Annotated in this window: 14 protein-coding genes and 1 pseudogene; 10 read left to right on the forward strand and 5 right to left on the reverse strand. The window is 43.7% G+C overall.

Annotated features, from left to right (window positions below; translation table 11 throughout):
* Positions 1-2: 2 nt before the first annotated feature.
* The 5 genes from ileS to AC6I3O_RS26015 all read right to left on the reverse strand — a co-directional run bounded on the left by ileS (position 3) and on the right by AC6I3O_RS26015 (position 10,227).
* Positions 3-3,152 carry an isoleucine--tRNA ligase gene (gene ileS / locus AC6I3O_RS25995; RefSeq protein ID WP_497853323.1) on the reverse strand — a complete coding sequence of 1,050 codons (3,150 nt, stop codon included), beginning with the start codon at positions 3,150-3,152 and terminating at the stop codon, positions 3-5.
* Positions 3,153-3,583: 431 nt separating this feature from the next.
* On the reverse strand, positions 3,584-4,993 hold the full coding sequence (locus AC6I3O_RS26000; RefSeq protein ID WP_497853324.1) for a D-alanyl-D-alanine carboxypeptidase family protein: 1,410 nt from the start codon (positions 4,991-4,993) through the stop codon (positions 3,584-3,586).
* 2 nt (positions 4,994-4,995) lie between these two features.
* The gene (locus AC6I3O_RS26005; protein WP_497853325.1) at positions 4,996-7,275 is read right to left on the reverse strand and encodes an alpha-amylase family glycosyl hydrolase; all 2,280 of its coding nucleotides are present in this window, start codon (positions 7,273-7,275) and stop codon (positions 4,996-4,998) included.
* 203 nt (positions 7,276-7,478) lie between these two features.
* Positions 7,479-9,503 carry a beta-galactosidase gene (locus AC6I3O_RS26010; RefSeq protein ID WP_497853326.1) on the reverse strand — a complete coding sequence of 675 codons (2,025 nt, stop codon included), beginning with the start codon at positions 9,501-9,503 and terminating at the stop codon, positions 7,479-7,481.
* A 55-nt stretch (positions 9,504-9,558) separates the two neighbouring features.
* A complete protein-coding gene (locus tag AC6I3O_RS26015; RefSeq protein ID WP_497853327.1) occupies positions 9,559-10,227 on the reverse strand; it encodes a hypothetical protein in 669 nt (222 codons plus the stop codon).
* A gap of 570 nt (positions 10,228-10,797) precedes the next feature.
* On the opposite strand from AC6I3O_RS26015, the gene AC6I3O_RS26020 reads away from it, so the two are divergent.
* The 10 genes and pseudogenes from AC6I3O_RS26020 to AC6I3O_RS26065 form a co-directional block, all read left to right on the forward strand.
* Positions 10,798-11,919 (forward strand): tyrosine-type recombinase/integrase, encoded by a 1,122-nt coding sequence (locus AC6I3O_RS26020; protein ID WP_497853328.1) that lies wholly within the window; start codon positions 10,798-10,800, stop codon positions 11,917-11,919.
* A 202-nt stretch (positions 11,920-12,121) separates the two neighbouring features.
* Positions 12,122-13,438 (forward strand): nuclease/transposase family protein, encoded by a 1,317-nt coding sequence (locus tag AC6I3O_RS26025; protein ID WP_497853329.1) that lies wholly within the window; start codon positions 12,122-12,124, stop codon positions 13,436-13,438.
* A 362-nt stretch (positions 13,439-13,800) separates the two neighbouring features.
* A complete protein-coding gene (locus AC6I3O_RS26030; RefSeq protein WP_302168393.1) occupies positions 13,801-15,057 on the forward strand; it encodes a putative capsular polysaccharide synthesis family protein in 1,257 nt (418 codons plus the stop codon).
* A gap of 31 nt (positions 15,058-15,088) precedes the next feature.
* Complete coding sequence (locus AC6I3O_RS26035; RefSeq protein WP_302168394.1) at positions 15,089-16,171, forward strand: hypothetical protein; 1,083 nt, start codon at positions 15,089-15,091, stop codon at positions 16,169-16,171.
* A gap of 28 nt (positions 16,172-16,199) precedes the next feature.
* Positions 16,200-17,531 carry a putative capsular polysaccharide synthesis family protein gene (locus AC6I3O_RS26040; RefSeq protein WP_497853330.1) on the forward strand — a complete coding sequence of 444 codons (1,332 nt, stop codon included), beginning with the start codon at positions 16,200-16,202 and terminating at the stop codon, positions 17,529-17,531.
* A gap of 1 nt (position 17,532) precedes the next feature.
* Complete coding sequence (gene cysD, locus AC6I3O_RS26045; protein WP_302168397.1) at positions 17,533-18,426, forward strand: sulfate adenylyltransferase subunit CysD; 894 nt, start codon at positions 17,533-17,535, stop codon at positions 18,424-18,426.
* 1 nt (position 18,427) lies between these two features.
* A complete protein-coding gene (gene cysC / locus AC6I3O_RS26050; RefSeq protein WP_302168399.1) occupies positions 18,428-20,254 on the forward strand; it encodes an adenylyl-sulfate kinase in 1,827 nt (608 codons plus the stop codon).
* 36 nt (positions 20,255-20,290) lie between these two features.
* Complete coding sequence (locus tag AC6I3O_RS26055; protein ID WP_497853331.1) at positions 20,291-21,331, forward strand: sulfate ABC transporter substrate-binding protein; 1,041 nt, start codon at positions 20,291-20,293, stop codon at positions 21,329-21,331.
* Between the two features lie 9 nt (positions 21,332-21,340).
* Positions 21,341-23,026, forward strand: coding sequence for a sulfate ABC transporter permease subunit CysT (gene cysT / locus AC6I3O_RS26060; RefSeq protein WP_497853332.1), 1,686 nt, complete (start codon positions 21,341-21,343; stop codon positions 23,024-23,026).
* A gap of 15 nt (positions 23,027-23,041) precedes the next feature.
* Positions 23,042-23,740: pseudogene (locus tag AC6I3O_RS26065) on the forward strand (sulfate/molybdate ABC transporter ATP-binding protein); the annotation flags it as partial.
* Between the last annotated feature and the right edge of the window lie 37 nt (positions 23,741-23,777).

The following is a 23,777-nucleotide window of genomic DNA, read 5'->3' on the forward strand; positions in this document are numbered from 1 at the left end:
CGTTACTTCCTCTCTACACCAAGAGTTACAAGCTCGCCGTTTATCTTCCATTCCTTCACATATCCCGCCGGTGCAGCCTTCGTAACCTTCAGGGCAAGAGTCTCATCACAAATGGTATCCGTATTTGCCGCAAAGACCGCCTCTGCCTTTCCAGTTCCGTCATAAGTGATTTCAATCTGATCCATCACCTCGAACCCGGCTTCCTTACGCATCGTCTGAACCTTACTGATAATCTCCCGCACAAACCCTTCCTCAAGAAGCTCCTCTGACAGGTTCGTATCCAGAACGACCGTTATACCATTGTCATTCTCAGAAACATATCCCTCCATCTGCGCACTCTCAATCAGCAAATCATCCTGAGACAGCAAAACTTCATTGCCGTCGATATCCAGTTTCAAAACGCCCGTCTCATTTAAGGCATCCATGGCAGCATTACCGTCAATCTCACTAAGCCTCGCCCTGATTCCATTCAACATTTTACCATATTTCGGCCCCACTGTCTTTAGTTGAGGCTTAAAAGAATATGTGGTAAAATCCCTGACTTCTTGTGTAAATGTCATAGATTTTACATTCAATTCCTCCTCAACAATCTTCTGATAGAACGTGGGCAGCTCAAAATCCGCCTTCACATACATCTGCCCGATTGGCTGGCGGTTCTTAATATTCGCCGTGTTCCGGCATGCACGCCCCATGACTACAAGCTTTAACACCTGCTCCATGTTCGACTCCAGCTTCTTGTCGATACACGCCTCATCTACAGCCGGAAAATCACACAGATGGATACTCTCCGGCGCGCTCTCATCCACGCTGCGCACCAAATTCTGGTAAATATCCTCCGTCATGAACGGAATCATCGGAGCCGCAGCCTTGCTGACGCCGACCAAAGCCGTATAAAGAGTCATATATGCGTTAATCTTATCCTGCTCCATGCCCTTTGCCCAGAAGCGCTCCCGGCTCCTTCTCACATACCAGTTGCTCATGTCATCTACGAACTCCTGCAGCGCCCTCGCCGTCTCAGGAATCCGGTAATTTTCAAGATTACTGTCCACATCCTGAATCAACGTATTGAGCTTAGACAGCAGCCATTTATCCATAACCGATAATTTTTCATATTCCAACGTATACTTAGTAGCGTCAAAGCCGTCAATATTTGCATACAATACGAAAAACGCATACGTATTCCACAGGGTTCCCATAAACTTCCGCTGTCCCTCGACCACGGCTTTCCCATGGAAACGGTTCGGCAGCCACGGCGCGCTGTTCACATAGAAATACCAGCGAATGGCGTCAGCGCCATACTTCTCAAGAGCATCAAAAGGATCCACGGCATTCCCCTTGGACTTGCTCATCTTCTGCCCCTTCTCATCCTGCACATGCCCAAGGACAATCACATTCTTATACGGAGCTTTGTTAAAAATCAGCGTCGAAATCGCAAGCAGCGAATAGAACCATCCACGGGTCTGATCCACAGCCTCAGAAATAAAATCCGCCGGGAACTGTTTCTCGAACAACTCCTGATTCTCAAATGGATAGTGAAGCTGAGCAAAAGGCATCGCCCCGGAATCAAACCAACAGTCAATCACTTCCGGAACCCGGTGCATTTCCTTGCCACAGACCGGACACTTTATCGTCACCTCGTCGATATACGGACGGTGCAGCTCGATATCCTCCGGACAGTTATCCGACATCTCTTTAAGCTCCTCAATACTGCCGACCGAATGCTGATGCCCGCACTCGCACTCCCAGATATTTAAGGGCGTCCCCCAGTAACGGTTACGGCTGATTCCCCAGTCCTGGACATTCTCCAGCCAGTCGCCGAAACGTCCCTTCCCGATACTCTCCGGGATCCAGTTAATCGTATTGTTATTGGCAATCAAATCCTCTTTTACATCCGTCATCTTGATGAACCAAGACTCACGGGCATAATAAATCAATGGCGTGTCGCATCTCCAGCAATGGGGATAACTATGCTCAAAATTCGGAGCCTCAAACAACAGATTTCGCTTCTCCAAATCCTTCAACACCTCCGGGTCTGCCTTCTTCACGAATAACCCGGCAAATGGAGTCGATTCCGCCATATTTCCCTTCTCATCCACCAACTGTACGAACGGCATATCATATTTACGGCAGACCCTTGCATCGTCTTCACCGAAGGCAGGCGCAGTATGCACCACTCCCGTACCATCCGTCAGGGTTACATAGTTATCACAAATGACATAAAACGCCTTCTTGTTCTGCTTCGCAATCCCATCTGCGGCACACTGGTACAACGGCTCATACTCCTTGTACTCCAAATCCTTGCCCTGATACGTCTCAAGCACTTCATATGCCGTCTCGCCCTCTTTCGCCAGAGAACCAAGCACCGTATCCAGAAGAGCTTCCGCCATATAATACGTATATCCGTCGATACACTTCACCTTGGCATAGGTCTCCGTCGGGTTCACACAGAGTCCTAAGTTCGACGGCAAAGTCCACGGCGTCGTTGTCCAGGCTAAGATATACGCATCCTCTCCCTTCGCCTTAAACCGTACGATAGCAGAACGCTCCTTCACATCCTTATACCCTTGCGCCACCTCCTGGGCAGAAAGGGGCGTACCGCAGCGCGGGCAGTAAGGAACAATCTTGAATCCCTTATAAAGCAATCCCTTGTCCCAAATCTGTTTCAGCGCCCACCACTCAGACTCGATAAATTCATTATGGTATGTGACATAGGGATTCTCCATATCCGCCCAAAATCCGACCGTACCAGAGAAATCCTCCCACATCCCCTTATACTTCCAGACACTTTCCTTACACTTGTCAATGAACGGCTCAAGGCCATACTCCTCAATCTGTTCCTTGCCGTCAAGCCCTAACGCCTTCTCCACCTCAAGCTCTACCGGAAGCCCATGGGTGTCCCATCCTGCTTTTCTCGGCACTTCGTATCCCTTCATCGTCCGATATCTGGGAATCATGTCCTTGATTACACGGGTCAGCACATGTCCGATGTGCGGCTTGCCATTTGCAGTCGGCGGCCCGTCGTAAAACATATAAATCTCATTGCCTTCCCGTTTCTCCATACTCTTCTCAAAGATATGGTTCTCTTCCCAGAACTTCTCGACCGCTTTTTCCCGGTCAACAAAATTCAAATCCGTTGAAACCTTCTTATACATAGAATCCTCCTTCGGGGACGCCGTTAAATACCGGCTTTATCCCTTATAAATACCTCATTGACCGTAAACCTTCCGCCCAAATAATTATGAAGCCGATGGCTCCACCAAAGACATACTAAGGCGAAAAAAAGCTCCCGCCCAGAATAGGACGGGAGCAAAACGCTCACGCTTATAAACCACCTAAACATACCAACATATGCCATCCCTGTAACGGAGGAACTCCGTCAGCCCCTACTAAGTTCCCATGCATCCCCAGACGCACGCCCTTTCGACAGCCGCAGCTCGGAAGTGATATTCAGGCATACCCTACTAGCACCGGGCTTGCACCGTCCCCGGCTCGCTGTACCGTTCTGGTATGGCTTACTGTCTTCGTCAACACTTTTTCGTGTGGCTATATTATAGACAAAACCCCCGGCATCGTCAAGAGTTTTTTATCTTTTCCTCTTCTTCTTTCTTTTTCCATCAAGAAGCAGCTTCACCAGAATTGACACCAGCACGACGAAAATGACTCCCGCCGCGCCAAGGACACATTTCTTCAAAATCGTCTTATTTTCAAGAATCCCAGCCTTCTTATCCTTGCCGCTTTTCGCCTCTCTCGAACCGCCCTTCTGCTTCTCCTGCGACTTCTTGGCATCCTCCTCTTTTGCCTTGGCCTTGTCAAAATAAGCCTGACTCAAGACTGCCCGGACAGAACCTACAGGGCTGCCCTTATAGCTGTACGCCAGAGTCCCTTCCTCTTCCGACTCCTCATCCGGTACAATCTCCATCTCCAAATCCTGAAATTCAACGCCATTTGGCACAACAATATTCTGCTCATCCGGAATCTTTGCCACATCCTCCGATTCCTCATACGCCGCAGGCAATACCTTACTGAAATTCGCAAACCCATACTCCAGCAGGTTCCGGGTATCCGGGTAAACATTCACCCCATGAGTCTTCAACACCACGCATACAAGCTGCATATTTCCATTGTCCGCCATTGTTACCAGCGTAGACATGGCCTCCGACGTGTATCCGGTCTTCCCGCCGATTGCAAACTCATAATAATTCGCATTTCCTTCTTTCAGCATCTTATGCTTCTGCTGGAAAATGTGCTCCTCCGTCGTCTCTGATGCAGGAATCGTATATTGCAAGGTCTGTACAATCTGAAAAAATTCCGGGTGCTTGAAAAGCTCCCTTCCAATCAGCGCCATATCCCTTGCACAGGTATAATGGTTCTCGTCATGCAGCCCGTGGGGATTCATAAAATTAGAATTCTCCCCGCCAAGCTCCTTACACCTCTGATTCATCTGCTCTAAAAACCAGGCATAATCATGTCCTGCGTTCTTGCCTACACTCTCGGCAACCCCATAAGCGCCCTCATTTGCCGAAGCAAGGAGCGTTGCATACAACGCCTGTTCCAGCGTAATCTGGTTTCCTTCCTTCATGCCGATGTAAGCATCCCCAGGTTCGAGAAACGCAAGGCTGTCATGGGAGAACACCACAGGATCTTCAAACTTACCGTTCTCAAACGCCACCAAAGCCGTCAAGAGCTTCGTAATACTGGCCGGAAAGTGATGGTCGTCAATATTCTTCGCATACAGGATAGCTCCCGACTCCACTTCCATGACAATCGCAGCCTCACCGTAAGTCCCCGGCGCCTGCGGCCACCCTTCCCATTCATTCGACTGGACAGGCATGGCATAGACAGCGTCCAATTCCTGTTGAAGCCGCTCTTCCTCTGTAAGCTCCGCCGCCGGCTGCTCACCTTCCCCCGCCTCAGCGGCAAATGCAGCCGTTCCCGGGCATATCCACAGGATTGCCGCCAAAACGGCAATCCAAATCCATTTTCTTCGCCTCATCTCTATTCGACATTATCCTCTTTCTTCAGATAGAAGAATCCAAAGGCAGGAATATTGACTCCCCTTGCCTCCATTCTTTCGCCGGAAATCAAATCAACATACATACCGTCTTCTTCGTTTATCCATGCCGTCTTATCATACTCGCTGAAATTAAACAGGCCAATCAGCTTCTCACCCTCAAAATACCTGCCAATACAAAGCACTCCGGCTTCCCATGTTTCAATCGTCCAAGTATCCGCGTTTGATACAAATACCTTCTCAGACTTACGGATCTTCTCCAACTGTCCCAGCTTTGTGAACACCTGTCCTTCCACCGTATCCGGATCAGAAATGTTCCGCGCCAAATCCCAGTTCATTGCCCCGCGGTGGATATAACGGGAATCCGCCGCCTTGTTCGGGTCTTCCTTATAAGTATAGTCATTTACCTGGCCAATCTCATCCCCGCTGTAAAGCACCGGAATACCCGACTGCATGAACATATATGCATGAAGCATAACATCCTTTTGAATCGCCCTCTTCATTGCCTCTGCATCCTGCTCAAAGCCGGCCTTCTCAATACCGCACATAGAAGCCGTCGTCCCACAGAACCTTGCGTCGCCCGTAACCGGATCTGCATTATAAAGCTCCCCGCGGCTCGTACTGTCGCCCACGTATCCCTGGAAATAATCATTCAAATACTGTTTATGGGAACGCTCCCGGATACCTTCCCTTGCAAGAGAACTATAATCCAATCCCCATCCGATATCGTCATGGCAGCGCAGGTAATTCAGGAACACATAATCCTTAGGAAGTCCATTCACAATATCAAGCTGCTGCCGCAGAAGGCCGACATCTCTGGTAGCTACCGTATGCCATGTCGTCGCCATCGTCGTAACATTATAAAGCATATGGCACTCCGGCTTCTCCACAGTCCCAAAATACGGAACCACCTTTTCTGGCTCCATCACTACTTCACCGAGAAGCAGGACGCTCGGACAGACAATCTCACCAATCATACGCATCATACGTACAATCGTATGTACCTGGGGAAGATTCCTGCACTGCGTATTCAGTTCCTTCCATATATATGGGACGGCGTCAATCCGGATGATATCGATTCCCTTATTCGCCAGGAACAGGAAATTATACATCATCTCATTAAATACCCTTGGATTCTTGTAATTCAAATCCCACTGGTACGGATAGAATGACGTCATGACAAAATGTTCCACTTCCGGAAGCCATGTGAAGTTCCCCGGCGCCGTTGTCGGGAATACCTGCGGCACGGTCTTCTCATACTGAGCCGGAATCGAATAGTTATCGAAGAAGAAATATCTGCTCATATACTCTCCGATTCCCTGTCTTGCCTTCTTTGCCCACTCATGGTCTTCCGAAGTATGGTTCATAACAAAATCCATACACACATTGATATCCTTCTTATGGCAAGCCGCCGTCAGGCTCTCCAAGTCCTCCATGGTTCCAAGCTTTTCCTGCACTTTGCGGAAATCCGCCACGGCGTAGCCGCCGTCCGAACGCCCTTCCACCGTATCAAGGAACGGCATCAGATGGATGTAATTTACATTACTCTTTTCGAGATACTCAAGCTTCGATTCCACGCCCTTCATATTCCCGGCAAAATTATCGATGTAGAACATCATGCCCAGCATATCATTCTGCTTATACCAGTCCGGACGTGCCTCCCGGTTCTGGTCGATTTTCTTCAAATCATCGTTACGCTCCTCATAGAAACGGTAAAGATTGTCGCACAACTCTGCAAACATGGAGCTGTTGCCGTATAATTCCATGTAAAGCCACTTCAGCTCGTCAATATGTCTGGCGAACCGTTTCTCATAAACGGCCCGGCGCTCGGCGTTCCTAAACGCCGCTTCTGCTTCCTCTTCTTCTTCCTTATTAGTCTCAGCTTCACAAGACATCTCTGTTTTCTTTGCTTCATCGGATGTTTCCACAGCCTCTTTCGCTTCACACTCAGCCTCAGCTTCGCGCATCGCCTCTTTCACTTCACACTCAGCCTCTTTCGCTTCGCACACAGCCTCAGCTTCGCAATTCTTGCCCGCCTCTTCACATACCTTCACTTCTTCTACGGCACTCCCAGAAACCTCTTCTGCCGCTTTTACAGCTTCTTTCTCCTGAGTTTCCACCTTAACAGTTTCCATCTTCTCACTCTCCATCTTTTCTTTGACCTCTGCCGCCTGCACCACAACATTCTGTCCTGTCTTATTCTGTTTTCCCGTGTTTTGCTTTGCCGCAGCCTGCTTGCGGTCTTTTCTTGATTTCTTTGCCATAGTACTTCCTCATTCCATAAATTTATCTCCTCCGGATATCCTGTATCACATACCCGAAGGGCGAGTAGACACAAAAAGAAACCTTAATCATACCAATTCCTTCCTGTCACCCCTATTATACTAAAATATGCCAAATGTGTAAAGTTTTGCCGCACCATTATATCGCTTCGCCTGAAACGATAATACTCTCGTAACAAATCCGGTCAATTTCTCAGGATCACAACTTCCTTCCCCTCTAATTCCAAACGATCTCCCCTCTTATACTCCTTCCCATCGCAAAGACTCCGGCAATCTCTGTCCAGAACAACCGTCTTGCTCTCCTTCCCATGGTTAAGCAAGAACAGTGTACTCCCCTTCTCATTGACACGTACCGCTGCCTCTACATCATCCAGGGTATCCATAACCGGCATAACGCCAGCCTCCTGAAACACATTTCTTAAAAAATGCCGATAAAATTCCGCGTCTGACCGCGTTCCCACATAATAAGCAGTTCCGTTTCCATAATGGTTCCTGGTCAAAACAGGCGTGCCTCGATAGAAATCCTTTTCATACTCGCTAACCTCCTGCGCATCTTCCAAATGCATCAAATCGCACAGCATCGTAGCCGGATACTTCACACCGTCATAGGTAAACGAGTTACTTTCCCCTTGGGGCAGCGCATCATTTTCCTCTACCCATATTCCAAGCACATCCCTAAGCTCACCCGGATATCCTCCCTCAAACACAAGGTCATGCTCGTCCACAATCCCGGAAAAATACGTCGTGATAAATGTTCCTCCCCCGTCTACATACTGATTTACCTTATTTGCGTATCCAGCCTTCGTCATATAGAGCAGCGGCGCAATCACCACCTTATACGGAGACAGATCATCTTCCACACTGATAATATCCACCGGCACATTCTGCTCAAAAGCAGCCGTATAATAATCCTGAACCGCATCCAGATATTTCATAAGGACACTCGGCCCAGCCGAATACTCCACTGCCCACCAGTTATCCCAGTCAAACACGATCGCAGTCTCAGAAGGCGTCCTTCCTTCTAAAAATGCGTCCTTCAAATCCATAAGTTCCTTTCCGAGAGCCTCCACCTCCAGAAACACCCGGGTATCATCCCTGCCCGCATGGTCAATCACAGCGCCGTGATACTTCTCACATGCCCCGCGCCCCCTGCGGATTTGGAAAAACTGAATCGCATCCGCCCCATGGGCCGCCGCCTGAAGACTCAAGAGCCGCATATCCCCCGGTCTTTTCAGCTTATTATAATGGTGCCAGTTCGTCACGCTCGGCGTCTGCTCCATCAGGACAAATGACTGCTGCCCCTTAATTCCCCGCATCAAGTCATGCCGCATTGCAACCGCCGCCGGGCTGTCCTGCGGTTCCGGATAACTGTCCCAAGACACAAAATCCATCTCCCGTGCCCATTTCTGGTAATCCAAGTCTTTAAAGAATCCCATCAGGTTCGTCGTAATCGGGATGTCCGGCATCTCCTTCTTAATCGCATCATATTCCAGCCGGAAACAATCCAGGATACTATCCGACATAAATCTCCGGTAATCCAAAGAAATCCCCTGGAACATCGTCCGCTCTCCCGCATCCCCATGGATAAAATGCTCACTCTTCAAATTCGGAAGTACAATCTCCTCCCAGTCATAGAACGTATGCCCCCAGAATTCCGTATAAAAACAACGGTTCAATTCTTCAATCGTACCATACTTCTCCTTGAGCCACTCCCGGAACGCCTTTTCACAATTCTCACAGTGGCATTCCCCTCCAAACTCATTGGATACATGCCATGCAACAATATTATCATAATCCTTATACCGCTTCGCCAGCTCACTTGCAAGCCTGGGCGCGTACATACGGTACGTCGGACTGTTGGGGCAGGAATTATGCCGCCCGCCGAACGTCCTTTTTAACCCGTCCGCCCCAGTTCTGAGAATATCCGGATGCCGTCTCGCCATCCACGCCGGATGTGCGCCAGTTGCCGTTGCCATGCAGACTTTAAGGCCATTTTCCCGCACCAATTCCATTATCCTATCCAATCGCTGGAAACAATAAGTGTCTTCATTCGGCTGTAAGGACGCCCAACTGAACACATTGAGCGTGACTATGTTAATATGCGCCTTCTTCATCATGCGCATATCCTCCTGCCAGACCTCTTCGGTCCATTGTTCTGGATTGTAATCTCCTCCATATAGAATTTCTTTTACGTTACTTCCGTACGCCATGAATATCCCTCCAAACCTAATCATTATTCCGTGTTGCCCAAAACATTACTTTTACTTAAAGATAGTTTTCACTATCCTTAAATTCACTCATCGTGTCCGTTTTATAATCATATTTAAGAATCTTGAGATCCAAAAGTTCCTTCGCGCCTTCCACCACATGACTAAGCTCATGTACCAGCGACGGCATAATCGAAGCAATCTGCGGATTGTCCTCTCCTAAATATGCAAAATCATTGTCACTGAACCCGATTAACAGCCCTGCACATCCGTGGGTTTCACAAAACGCTCTAAGCAGCGGATGGTATAATGCCCCGGACGCACAACGCTCTCTGGGCGCTCCCGTCACACACCACACCTTCTTCTCATCCTCTACCGACTCCATTGCCCTCGCAATTCCTCTAATAATCGGAATCTTTTTCTTATCCTCACAGAATTGTTCAAATTCTCTGAAATACTCTGAAAATGGAATAATTTCTGTATGCATAATGGTAACTGTACTTTCCAAAATAGCCTGGAATATCTCTTCTTCCGACATTCCTTCACATTTTACATCTTCCGGGCTGAGATAGACTGGCTCGAATATAAACTTTCTTATTAGCTCTGGGTCAAACATAAAATATACGACTGATATCCCATATTTCGTCTGATACCGGTAAATCTCTGGATCCAGGGACTCTGTTTCCAGTTCCATCGTCAGTAATCCTAACTCTCTTTTTTTCAGCATCTTTTTTCTCCTTACTTTTGGCTTCACAACTACTCTTATGCATCCAGAAACTGCGTTCAAGCGCTTACTATACTGACATTTTACTACGTTCTGAGTACATTTGCCACATTATTATAATTGTACTTCAATAAGTCTTTTCGTCAAGTTATCAAATTATGCCGAATATCAGGATTGGTTCCCAGAACAATATCGGATGCCTTATCCCATGGGAGGGTGTAAGGCTATCCGGTATTGTTCTTTTTATTATGTTAATGACATTGTGATTTATCAATGAATTATTAAAGAATTCGAGATAACAATAGTACCTCAAAATGAACTTTTTAACAATGGATTTTCTTGGAATATCAAATTCTACGAAAGCTAGTTTTAGTGAAAATACTCTATTTATTATAAAGAACGGTATAAAATCTGTCAATACGTTTTACTTATTTTACATTTTTCCCCTGAAATACCATTCCCTATGATATCATATCGGCTTTTTCCACAGATTCCTTTAGTGATTAAATGATTTTTTTAGTGAAAATGAATCTATTTGCTGTCAAAATTATGGTCAAAAAGGAGGAAGTGTGTATGCCGCGAAAAGGTGAAAATATTTATAAGAGAAAAGATGGGCGCTGGGAAGGCCGCTATATCAAGAAACGGGAGGGTGGAAAAGTCCACTATGGTTCAGTTTACGCCAGAAACTACAGGGAAGTAAAAAAGAAGCTTGACAATGTGAAAAAGAATTTAAACCAAAAACCACATATTGTATCCGCTGGGAGCATGGAGGAAATTGGAAATCACTGGCTTGCATCAATGTCGGGAACGCTTAAAGCTTCTTCGATAAACAAATATGGCGATTTACTCCGTTGCTATATCCTTCCCGAATTTGGCGAAAGAGAATTTTCTGAAATTACTAATCAGAATATTATTGACTTTATAAATGCTTTACTGTCAAACGGAGGGGCAAAACAGCAGGGCCTTTCGCCGTCTACGGTCGCGGAGGTTCTGTCTACTATGAACAGCATTCGGATTTACGCTCTGAAACGGAACTTCACCGTATCATTCTCTCCAGAATGTATCAATATCAGGCGGGAGCAAAAAGAAATCCGTGTATTCAGCGCAAAAGAGCAGGACAGTCTTCTTGCATATCTGTACGAAAATATGAATCCGATTGCGCTAGGGATTTTGCTCTGTTTTTTTACGGGTGTCCGAATCGGAGAATTATGTGCGCTGACCTGGGATGATTTTAGTCTTGAAGAGGGAAAAATGCATGTGCGGAAAACAATGCAGAGGATTCGGATAGACGGATCAGCGAAATACAAAACAGAAGTTCGGATATTCACGCCGAAAAGTGTATGCTCTATTCGTACCATTCCGCTGCCGGAGGCAATGATAGGGCTGCTCAAAAAATACCATACGCCAGAGACATTTCTTCTCACGTGTGAACAGGAACGCTTTGTGGAACCTAGAACAATGCAAAACCATTTCAAAGGGATTCTTTCATCCTGCAATATCTCTGACGCAAATTTTCATGCAATCCGTCACACGTTCGCCACAAGATGTATTGAGTTGGGGTTCGATGTGAAAAGCCTGAGCGAGATCCTTGGGCACGCAAGTGTATCTATTACGATGAACCGTTATGTACATCCGACAATGGCATTGAAAACCGAAAATATGAATCGGCTTTCCAAGTTATTTACCGTCAAATAAATGGTCAGATGAGCTACAGGGCGCAAAAAGACAGGGGGAAAAATCACTTTTCGTAGAATTTGATATTCTACGAAAATCTGATAGAGGATGTTCATTTACCGAAAGTGCGACCTGGATTTTGAGAATCTGTCAGGCGTATGGATTTTTATGAATGAAAAAAGTCAGGGACAGATTCTTCTATAAGGAAGGGGGGGGATACAGATTGCCTGAGAAGATATGCAAGACTGTTCACCAGTATAGCAAAGAGCCAATCCCAGAGACTGATATGCAGAAATTAATGGAGATTGCAGAGGATTATAAAAAGGTGAAGAATTATGTATATAGCCGTTATGGGGGCATCGCCAGTTTATCCAAGATTTATCCGGGATATACGGTACAAAATGAGATGACCAGAAGCGGGCTTCGGGCAGAGCTGGCAATGCCGTCAGTATATTTTTATCTGGCAGTCTTTGACGCACTGGGAGATATCAAGAGCCAGTGGACCAGAACAAAATCCAAGCTTCTGAAACTGATCGCTGTAAACCAGAAGCTGACAGAAGAAGAAAAACATTATCTTCGCTTTCTGCTAAAAGTCAATAACGCCTTTGATGCGGCATTAAATAGAAAGCCCATGAAGTTACCGGAGAAAATCCAGGCGAAGTCAGATGAACTTTTAATTGGAATAGATGCGGAGAAAATATATCGTTATCTGCGCAGGCAAGTCCGAAAATACCATGTGAAGGAACACACAGAAAAAACAACAGGATTTTCTGTTGCAGAGCGTGCATACCGCTATGCAGATTCCGGGATTTATATTTCCACAAAAGAGAAGAGAAAGCGGATTTTTGTTCCTTTGACTGATCGCAATCAGTACCAGTCCCAGTTATATGTCAAATTATATCCTGAGGAGAGCAGACTGGAAATTAAAGTTCCTGTAAAAGTTGCAGTACATAAATTTGCAGAGTACTCGGAACAGGTTGGGGTGGCGTTTGGAATCTATACGATGCTTACAACAGACCAAGGACACCATTATGGAAAAGAACTTGGGAAATACCAGACAGAATATGCAGAATGGGTGCGCGCCCAGACAGGAAAATACAACCAGAATAAATCAAACAATCCCGGACGAAAAAAATACAATGCCAAAAAAGGAAGGCTCCAGGAACAAATGCACAGCTATATCAATCAGGAACTAAACCGATTCTTGCGCACAGAAAAGCCGGAAACGCTCTATCTTGTGAAGCTTCCAAAACCACAGGGTGGAGGAAGAAATAAGAAGATCAACAATTCCATGACCTTATGGCAAAGAGGTTATATCCGGAAAAGGCTTACACAAAAGTGCAGGGAGCTTTCTGTTGAGATTATAGAGGTACTAGGAAAAGATATCAGTAACGAATGCAGTAATTGTGGAAGTATGGGGACCAAGTTAGAGGGAAAGTTTTACTGTTCCATATGTGGATACTGCGAAGAAGAAAAGACCAACACCGCCCGCAATGTAAAAAAGAGGGGGCAGGGTGAAGGAGTATTGTATGGATCATAAGAACTGCCATTTAGATAAATTCTGGTGATGAGCCTGGGTTTAACCGAGAGGACTAGAAGGTGCGGTTCATGATATAAAAATATTATTTACGGCATTAGAAGGCAGAATTTGAGAGATTTCAAATGTCTGTGTATTGGGTATGCCAAGACCCTGTGAACATATCGCAGGTCATCAACCTACGGTTGGTGACAAGACATAAGGAAGTGCGCTGATGCGCACGCAGGTCATCAACCTGCGGTTGGTGACAAGACATGACGTAGCAGGGAGCGAAGCGGAATAATCTGCATCATCGAGTAATTAAAATGTATAGTTTCGATGACCAATGTGCCTTATTTAAAATGAAAATGGAATGGGTGTTAAATATGACGATAATAGATTATGAATTGATTGACGATTTAACGATTCTTTTTAAATCAAAAATAATTATTTATGGAGCCGGTCATTGGGCAGAAGAAGTCTTTAACTGTTTGGAAGAAATTGGAATCGCCCCGGCAATCATATGCCAAACGGAAATTACAAACAAAAGATTTCACAATATGGAAGTGCAATCTATATCAAATATTTTAGATAAGTTTGATAATAAATGTTATTTGCTAATTATTGCAAGTGATATTTATTATAAAGAAATGCTGCATATGTGTAAGAAATTTGAGGCAACAAAAGTTTGTACAATTTATGGGTTTTATACATCCATTAAACTACATATGAATGAATCTGGTTTGCCAGAAAAATTTAAAATAAAGCTTAAAGCAGGAATGGATGCAGGACAATATATTTTTTTTCAGGAATTAAAAATATATGCTGTAGATCAACTTGTTAATGCTGCTTTGACACCTGAGGACTATATCTGGATTTATCAGCCGGGAAAAGTAGGCTCACAAAGTATATGTAATTCCATCCAGAATAAAAGTATTCAATTTCATTCTTTGACAACTGCACATAAACTTTCAGATACTGATAGAAATAGTTTGGAATTTTATTTACAAAATATCAGAAAGAAAAAAATAAAAATTATTTCTGCGGTCAGAGAACCGATTTCTCATGATATAGCAGCTTTTTTTCAGAATAGCGACCTTCATTTTTGGCCTTTTCATGATTTTAATAACAATATTTTTTGGTTATATGGAGATTCAAACGTGAGCTTAGGGACGCAAGAATTGAAAAAAAGATGTTCTCCATGGAAAAAAACGCTGAATCATTCTTTTAGAAATTTAGCAAATTTAATTACTGACTGTAAATTAGATGTTTTTTCATGGTTTGACTATGAAATAAAGGAAGTTTTTGGAATTGATATATATAACTACGCTTTTGATAAACAGAAAGGATACGTGATAATAGAAGAGAAAAATGTGCAAATATTAATCGTAAAAATGGAATGTTTATCATCTTTGGAAGAAGTAATTTCTGATTTTATATCTGATGAAAAATATAATCTTATAAATAGAAATAAAGCATCCGAAAAAATGTATGCTTATACATACGAAAAATTCAAAAAAAATGTAAGACTCCCACGGGATTATTTTGATTATTATTATAATCATAATTCCAAGTATGAACATTTTTATTCTGAAAATGAAATAACAAGTAATTACAGATATTGGGAAAAATATGTTTTTTAATCTATTGATTGGGCTTTTGAGGTGAAATTTTATGGAGATTAATTTAGCAAGTGAAAAAAAACTCTTACTCGCTATCAAAAGAGAAAGTAAAGTCTTTATAATACCAAAAGAATACGGTATTTTGGCAGCATATGATTTGAAAAAGGAAGAATGGAATATAGAATGTGTTTTGCCCGAATACTGTCGGGCCTCTAAGCAGTTATTTTTTTCTCTGGAAGAGAAGAAACAAACGTTATATTTAGTTGTGCCGGAAAAATTAAAACTATTAATTTATCATTTCATCTCTAATACGTATGAAGAAGTGGATTTTCCTGAGCAAAAAATGAAACAGAATCATTATAGAACCGCATCTGTACTTAATGATGTGAATAACTTTATTTTTGTACCGATAGATTTAGAAGAAAGTTTGTTGGTATTCGACAAATTGACAAAAAGAACCGTATATTATGATCAATGGGGAAAGGATTTGCAGGAAAATCTCCAGGCGTTAAATTTAAAGTTTTCTTTTATAAGACGAGACAGCGCCTGTATTATAAATCATACCTTATATTGCTTAGTAAAATGTGATGTGCAGGATATCATTTTTTCTATTAATCTCTCTGATATGAAATTACAAAATGTGTACCAGCTAGATGATGCAGGGGAGCTTTTTGGAATGAAAAAGGAAGGAAATTCTATTTGGATTCATAATAGGAAAGATGCAGGAAGCGAATTAATTTGTTGGAATCCAAGAAAAAAAGAGATAGAGGGACGGACAGGGCTATTTCCTGATATTAAAGAGAGAATGGAATATTTTAAAGACATCTTGGGTTCTTGGTGTATAACCTTTAAAGATGGAAAAATGATAATATTAGAACCTGATTCACATCACACAAAAGAGCAAAAGAACATATTTTTATATTTTATCCAAGACTGTGCAGTTATCTTTACAGATGATAATAAAACAATTAAAATTGCTGATTTATCAAAAAAAAGCATAAAACAATTATATATTCCCAAATCTTTGTTTATAAAAGCATTTTCTGAAATCTCAAAAATTTCATTGCTTAATGAAAAAAAGAATACGGAGATCGGACAATTGATTTTTAATACAATATCTAATAGTTTAAAATAGGACAATTACAAAAAAGTGAGGAATTAATATGGAACAGAGTGATAGGAAAGTATACCCAAGGGCACACCGTAATGCATGCCCTTCGGGCGGGTGGACTTCGTCTAATAAGGTATGGGATTTAGAAATTTGTAAGAATATTTTCCTGCTGAAAGAAGCGTCAGGAATTATATTATATGGAGCGGCGGAGAAGGGAAAAGAAATTGTAAAAAGTCTGCAAGATGCAAAAATAAAAGTAGAAGCTTTCTGTGATATGGATATGAAAAAGTGGGGAGAAACTATAGATAATATAAAAATCATTTCACCGTTTGACCTAAAAAATAATATCAATAAAACCAATAATACAACATATATAATTGCATGTATCTTAAATCCTCAGGAATTATGTGATTTATTGGAATATATGGAATTGAATACTATGAGAATAATTACTTACTGGGGGATAAAAACAGCTTTGCAAATCAATGCTGAAATTATTTATGGAATTGATTCAAAATATTATTCTCATATGCAAATAGAGAACAGATTAAGAAAAAATCAATATATTAATCTTGGACTTGATATAGCACGTAATTTAATAACAACTCCTGATAGTGCGATATGGCTTATACAGCCCGGTAAAACAGCCTCGACTTCTCTGGCAGCCAGATTAAAAAGAAAAGACATTCCAATTATCAGTATGCATTATTTGGAATATCCTGATCATATTATCGGAGAACAATATAGAGAGGTTTGGGAGAAAATAATTCAGAAAAAATCATCTGCAAAAATAATAACAATGGTACGGGAACCATTGAATAGAGATTATTCTGCATTTTGGCAAGCTTTTACTGAAGATGTACGCCATATTATGTGGATGCCGATATTAGGGAATGATTTTCAAATGATGTATGAAAAATTCATTGACTTCATACTAAAGGGAAGTACATATACAAAGAAAATTCTTGGTGATTCAATGCCCTATACATGGAATGACGAATTTGAGTGGTTTGACGAACAGATAAAAAAACATTTGGGAATTGATGTATATCAATATCCTTTTGACAGGGAGAAAGGATATACAATCATAAAAAAGGAAAATGTGGAATTATTTCTGTATAAAGTAGAAAAAATGGAAGAAATCATGGACAAGATCAGTGAGTTTGCAGGAGTCCCAAACCTTCCGGCTGTGAATGCAAATGTAGCGAAGCAAAAATGGTACGGCCTGGCATATGCGCAGTTCCGAAAAGAAGTACTGCTGCCAGAGAGATATGTAAAACATTATTATGAAGAAAACTCTAAAATGGATTATTTCTATACCGGAGAAGAAAAAAGTAGTTTTCTGAAAGAATGGAAGAATAACATAGAGAATGGAGATAAATAATATGGGTGATCATCTGGATACTCTTGAAGCAGAAGCGGTCTATATTATCCGTGAGGTAGCGGCGGAATGTGATAATCCGGTTATGCTATATTCTATTGGGAAAGACAGTTCCGTTATGCTGCATCTTGCAATGAAAGCATTCTATCCTGAAAAGCCGCCATTCCCTTTTTTACATATTGATACTACATGGAAATTCAAAGAAATGATAGAATTCCGCGATCGTATCGCAAAAGAAAAAAAGATTGAAATGTTGGTTTATACCAATGAGGAAGGAGTAAAAAAAGGGATTAATCCATTTGACCATGGTTCAGCTTATACAGATATCATGAAGACACAGGCTTTGAAGCAGGCATTATCAAGCTATGGTTTTACAGCTGCATTTGGAGGCGGACGCCGCGACGAAGAAAAGTCCAGGGCAAAAGAACGTATTTTTTCTTTTAGAAATAAGGAACAGGCATGGGATCCAAAGAACCAGCGGCCGGAAATGTGGAAATTATATAACACACAGATACATAAGGGCGAAAGCATAAGAGTATTCCCTCTTTCTAATTGGACTGAAAAAGATATCTGGCAATATATTAAAAGAGAAAAGATAGAAATCGTGCCGTTGTATTTTGCGAAGGAACGCCCCGTCGTGTATCGGAACGGTAATATCATTATGAAGGACGACGAGCGTATGCGTCTGTTTCCGGGAGAAAGGGTAGAATATAAAAGCATACGTTTCCGAACACTGGGATGTTATCCATTAACTGGCGGAGTGGAGTCTTCTGCCGATACGTTAGAAGCGATTGTGAGAGAAACTCAGGGTGCGGTTTCTTCGGAACGGACGAGCCGTGTTATCGACCACGAGGCGGCAGGAAGTATGGAACGGCGGAAACGGGAGGGATATTTTTAAAATGGACGGATTGTTAAAATTCATTACCTGCGGCAGTGTGGATGATGGGAAGTCAACCCTGATTGGACATATGTTATATGATGCGAAGCTTTTGTTTACGGATCAGGAAAAAGCATTGGAGTTAGACAGCAGAGTTGGAAACAGGGACGGAAAACTGGACTATTCTCTGTTGCTGGACGGTTTGCTGGCAGAACGGGAGCAGGGAATTACCATTGACGTTGCTTACCGTTACTTTACCACAGACTGCAGAAGCTTTATCGTAGCAGATACTCCGGGACATGAAGAATATACCAGGAATATGGCGGTCGGGGCTTCTTTCGCAGCTCTGGCGGTTATCCTTGCAGACGCGACGCAGGGACTGCAGATACAGACTCGCCGGCATGCAAGGATCTGTTCGATGATGGGGATAAAATATTTTCTGTTTGCAGTAAATAAGATGGATCTGGCAGAGTATAGCCAGCAGAAGTACCAGAAGATAGAAAAGGATATCAAGAAGCTGGCGGCAGACCTGGAACTTGAACATGTAGAAGTAATTCCGGTATCGGCAACAGAAGGTGATAATATTACGAAAAAATCAGCAAATATGCCATGGTATCAGAAAAAGACTTTATTGAAGTACCTGGAAACAGTGGATATAAAAGAAGGAATAGAAGAAAAAGGATTTGTTATGCCAGTCCAAAAGGTATGCAGGCCGAACGCAGCATACAGAGGATTTCAGGGACAGATTGCATCAGGCAGTATCGCGGTCGGAGATGAAATTGCAGTATTGCCAGGAGGGGAAAAAGCAAATGTACAATCTATATTATATTTAGACTGTCCGGTGGAAAGGGCAGAAAAAGGACAACCCGTATCAATCCGGCTTAACCGCGAGATTGATGTATCCAGAGGCTGCGTGCTGGCAAGGGATGCAGACTTGAAGGTCAGCAGTATGTTTACTGCTTCGATTCTCTGGATGGATGATACGAAACTGGTCCAGGGAAAGAATTATTTGATCAAGCTTGGAACCAGAATACTGCCCGCGGTGGTGATGTCTATAAAATACAAGGTGGATATTCATTCAGGTGAAGAAATCGCTGCTTCAAAATTACATAAGAATGAAATCGCTGTCTGTGATATCTGTCTGTCAGAGAAGACAGTTTATAGCGTGTTTGCAAAACATAAGGATATGGGATGCTTTGTCCTGATTGACCGCGTCACGAATATGACTTCTGCCTGTGGCGTAATAAGGCATCCTTTGAGGAGATCGGACAACATTACGTGGCAGAAGCTTGATATCACACGAAGATTCCGGGCAAAAAGGATGGGGCAGAAACCGATAACATTGTGGTTTACCGGACTTTCGGGATCAGGAAAATCCGCGTTGGCAAACGAAATCGAGAAACGTCTGAATCTCAGCGGAAAATATACTATGCTCCTTGACGGTGACAACATCAGGATAGGGCTGAATAAGAACCTTGGTTTTGAGCCAGAGGACCGAATAGAAAATATCAGAAGAACCGCAGAGGTTGCAAAGCTGATGAATGACGCAGGTTTGATTGTACTCACGGCATTTATCTCGCCGTTCAGAGCCGACCGGCAGAACGCCAGGAGAATCATTGGGGAAGAGAATTTTATTGAAATCTATGTAAGCACTCCGTTGGAGGAATGCAAGAAGAGAGATGTAAAAGGATTGTACAAGAAAGCAATGGATGGGCAAATTCCTAATTTTACAGGGATTTCAAGCCCCTATGAAGCGCCGGATTATCCTGAGGCAGAAGTCGATACCAGTAAATACACGCTGGAAGAAGCCGTGGAGCATGTGTTAGGCCAGATAAAAAGATATTTGTAAATATATCGGCCGGATAGGAGTGGAGAGGTTCTGAAAATGGGATTTGAAAAAAATAAGCGAACTTTTATAATGGCTGCGACGGGAATACTGGCGTGTATTTTATGTGCAGGCTGTACAGGAAACCCTGAATCTTCAGCAGACAGCAGCAAAGGGATAGAACTTTTGAATGTATCCTATGATCCAACGAGGGAGTTCTATGCGAAATATAATGAACTTTTCCGTAAGTACTGGAAAGAGGAAATCGGACAGGATATTACGGTCACTCAGTCCCATGGCGGCTCTGGTTCCCAGGCCCGTTCGGTGATCGAGGGAAATGAAGCTGACGTGGTGACTCTTGCCCTTGCCTACGATATCACGGCGATTGAGGAAGCGGGGCTGATCGACAGCGGATGGATGGAGGAATTTGACAAGAACAGTTCTCCATATACCTCAACGGTCGTATTTCTGGTACGGAAGGGAAATGAAAAAAATATCAGGGATTGGGACGATCTGGTCAGGGATGGCGTGGAAGTGATCACCCCGAATCCCAAGACTTCCGGCGGCGCCTGTTGGAATTTCCTTGCCGCATGGGCTTACTGGCAGGAGCAGGACGGAAATAATAAAGAAGAGACCATGAAATATATGAAAAAGCTCTATGAAAATGTACTGGTGCTGGATTCCGGTGCAAGAGGGGCGACAAATACCTTTGTAGAAAATGGGCAAGGGGATGTGTTGGTCGCCTGGGAGAATGAAGCATTTCTGTCCATGGAGGAATATCCAAATCAGTATGAGATCGTAACTCCAAGCATCAGCATCCTTGCGCAGCCTTCCGTGGCAGTGGTGGATCAGAACGCAAAAGAACATGGGACGACCAGTCTGGCAGAGGCATATCTGGAATATCTGTACAGTGATGAGGCGCAGAGACTTGCCGGAGAGAATTATTACCGTCCGTCAAAGGAAGCGATCCTGCAGGAATTTTCTGGACAGTTCGACTTGGATATGAATCTTGTTACAATCGATGATTTTGGTGGCTGGAATCAGGCTCATAAGGATTATTTTGATGACGGCGAGGTTTTTGACCAGATTTATACGGAGTAAATTTAAGTTATGGAGCAGATCATAAAGGTGAAGAATAAAAAGGGAGTCAAGGTGATACCAGGCTTTGGGATATCTATGGGCGTGACACTCTCTATGCTAGGATGCCTGGTGCTGCTTCCCCTGGCATCCATCTTTTTCAGCGCAGGAGAACTGGATTTTCGGGAATTTATAGAAATCGTTACCTCGCGTCAGGTTGTATCCGGTTATGGAGTGAGCCTTTCCTGTGCTTTTTTCGCGGCGCTGGTCAACGGGGTGTTGGGGCTTGCTCTTGCATGGGTTCTAGTGCGATATGATTTTCAGGGGAAACGGCTGATGGACGGATTGATTGAACTACCGTTTGCACTCCCTACCGCAGTGGCAGGCATATCCTTGACGCATCTATATTCAGACCAGGGTTGGATTGGAAGATTATTTGCTGAAGCGGGGGTGAAGATCGCCTATACACGCACCGGCATTACGATAGCCATGATATTCGTAGGAATCCCTTTTGTGGTGAGGTCGGTGCAGCCAGTGTTGGAGAAGTTGGACAGACAATATGAAGAAGCGGCGGCGATGCTTGGAGCTGGACAGATTTATACTTTTTTCCACGTAATCCTTCCCGAATTATTTCCCGCGCTGCTTGCGGGCTTCGGACTGGCTTTTGCCAGGGGGATTGGGGAGTATGGAAGCGTGGTATTTATTGCAGGAAATATTCCTTATAAGACCCAGATTGCCCCTCTTTTGATTATGACGAAGCTGGAACAGTATAAATATGCCGACGCTATCGCTATTGCCCTTGTGCTGCTTGCGCTGTCCTTCCTGTTGATGCTTCTGATCAATTCTATCCAGCTCCATATGCAGAAATTTAGTCAGGGTGGGATTCATTCCTTACGAAAAGTAACAGAGCCCCACAGAGATGAGGGAAGCCGTTTTGTAAAATATCTGTTGATTGCCATATGTGCAGTATTCTTGTTTGTGATGTTGGTTCTGCCACTTACTGTAGTCATCGCAAACGCTTTTAGAGATGGTTGGAAGGTGTACCGGGAGAATGTGCTGGATGAATATACGATAAAAGCATTCCGGCTTACACTGCTGGCAACGGTATCCGCCGTAGCTGTGAATACTGTGTTCGGGCTGTTTGCGTCTTATCTGCTTTCCAAATTTTATTTCAGGGGGCGGCAGGTATTGGCTACGCTGATTGATATTCCGTTTTCAATCTCTCCTGTGATAGCGGGGCTGATTTTCATCCTGACCTTTGGAAACATGGGCTGGATGGGGGATTTCCTGAAAGCACATGGGATTAAAATTGTATTCGCAACGCCGGGAGTCATCCTAGCCACGATATTTGTCACATTTTCCTTTGTATTCCGTGAGCTGTTTCCAGTGATGAACGCACAGGGCAAGGATGAAGAGGAAGCAGCCGGTTTGATGGGAGCTAAGGGGTTTACAATTTTCTGGAGAATCACCTTTCCTCATATAAAGTGGGCGCTCATTTACGGCATCATATTATGTGCCGCGCGCTCCATGGGAGAGTTTGGAGCCGTCTCAGTCATTTCGGGCCATTTAAGGGGAAAAACCAACACGCTGCCGCTCCATGTTGAGATTCTTTACAATGAATTTAACACCACTGCGGCATTTGCGGTTTCGTCGGTTTTGGTGATAATGGCAGTGCTGATACTGATCGCGAGAAATCTCGTAGAATGGAAACAAAAATAGAGGGGGAAAGCGGCTATGTATGTGGAAATGAAGCACATCCATAAAACTTTTGACGGGTTTCTTGCATCCAAGGACGTGAGCTTCGGGGTAGAAAAGGGCCATCTGGCTGCCCTTCTTGGACCAAGCGGAAGCGGAAAGACCACAATCTTGAGGATGATTGCAGGATTAGACCGACCAGATTCGGGAGATATACTGATTAATGGCAAGAGAGTGAATGACCTTCCGGGGAGTAAACGGGGGATTGGATTTGTGTTCCAGAATTACGCTCTGTTCCGTTATATGACGGTGGCAGAAAATATTGCTTTTGGCCTGAAGGTACAGAAAAAAAGCAGGACAGAGATTAAAGACAGGGTAGAGCAGCTTTTGGAACTGATCTCCATGTCGGAATTGGGGAATCGTTATCCCCACCAGCTGTCCGGTGGACAGCGGCAGAGAGTGGCATTTGCCAGGGCTCTTGCTCCCAATCCACAGCTTCTTCTGTTAGATGAACCCTTCGCGGCAATTGACGCAAAGGTGCGTCGGGAGCTGCGAAGCTGGCTTCGTAAGATGATCAGGCAGGTAGGGATTACCAGCATCTTTGTAACTCATGACCAAGAGGAGGCTATGGAGGTCGCAGATACGATCATCATAACCAATGATGGGAGCATAGAGCAGATTGGAATTCCAGAAGATATCTGCCGAAATCCTAAGACAGTATTTGTGAAGGATTTTGTTGATACAAAGAGATATGAGGCATGGAAGCGAATCAGAG

The organism is Sporofaciens sp. St.21A7 (assembly GCF_059728535.1).

What these genes read in the sequence shown, in the direction of transcription:
- AC6I3O_RS26035 (WP_302168394.1), top strand. Translation starts at nt 15,089, where the DNA reads ATGGAGATTAATTTAGCAAGTGAAAAAAAACTCTTACTCGCTATCAAA.
- cysD (WP_302168397.1), top strand. Translation starts at nt 17,533, where the DNA reads ATGGGTGATCATCTGGATACTCTTGAAGCAGAAGCGGTCTATATTATC.
- cysC (WP_302168399.1), top strand. Translation starts at nt 18,428, where the DNA reads ATGGACGGATTGTTAAAATTCATTACCTGCGGCAGTGTGGATGATGGG.
- AC6I3O_RS26020 (WP_497853328.1), top strand. Translation starts at nt 10,798, where the DNA reads ATGCCGCGAAAAGGTGAAAATATTTATAAGAGAAAAGATGGGCGCTGG.
- AC6I3O_RS26015 (WP_497853327.1), bottom strand. Translation starts at nt 10,227, where the DNA reads ATGCTGAAAAAAAGAGAGTTAGGATTACTGACGATGGAACTGGAAACA.
- AC6I3O_RS26005 (WP_497853325.1), bottom strand. Translation starts at nt 7,275, where the DNA reads ATGGCAAAGAAATCAAGAAAAGACCGCAAGCAGGCTGCGGCAAAGCAA.
- AC6I3O_RS26040 (WP_497853330.1), top strand. Translation starts at nt 16,200, where the DNA reads ATGGAACAGAGTGATAGGAAAGTATACCCAAGGGCACACCGTAATGCA.
- AC6I3O_RS26030 (WP_302168393.1), top strand. Translation starts at nt 13,801, where the DNA reads ATGACGATAATAGATTATGAATTGATTGACGATTTAACGATTCTTTTT.
- AC6I3O_RS26055 (WP_497853331.1), top strand. Translation starts at nt 20,291, where the DNA reads ATGGGATTTGAAAAAAATAAGCGAACTTTTATAATGGCTGCGACGGGA.
- AC6I3O_RS26000 (WP_497853324.1), bottom strand. Translation starts at nt 4,993, where the DNA reads ATGAGGCGAAGAAAATGGATTTGGATTGCCGTTTTGGCGGCAATCCTG.
- cysT (WP_497853332.1), top strand. Translation starts at nt 21,341, where the DNA reads ATGGAGCAGATCATAAAGGTGAAGAATAAAAAGGGAGTCAAGGTGATA.
- ileS (WP_497853323.1), bottom strand. Translation starts at nt 3,152, where the DNA reads ATGTATAAGAAGGTTTCAACGGATTTGAATTTTGTTGACCGGGAAAAA.
- AC6I3O_RS26010 (WP_497853326.1), bottom strand. Translation starts at nt 9,503, where the DNA reads ATGGCGTACGGAAGTAACGTAAAAGAAATTCTATATGGAGGAGATTAC.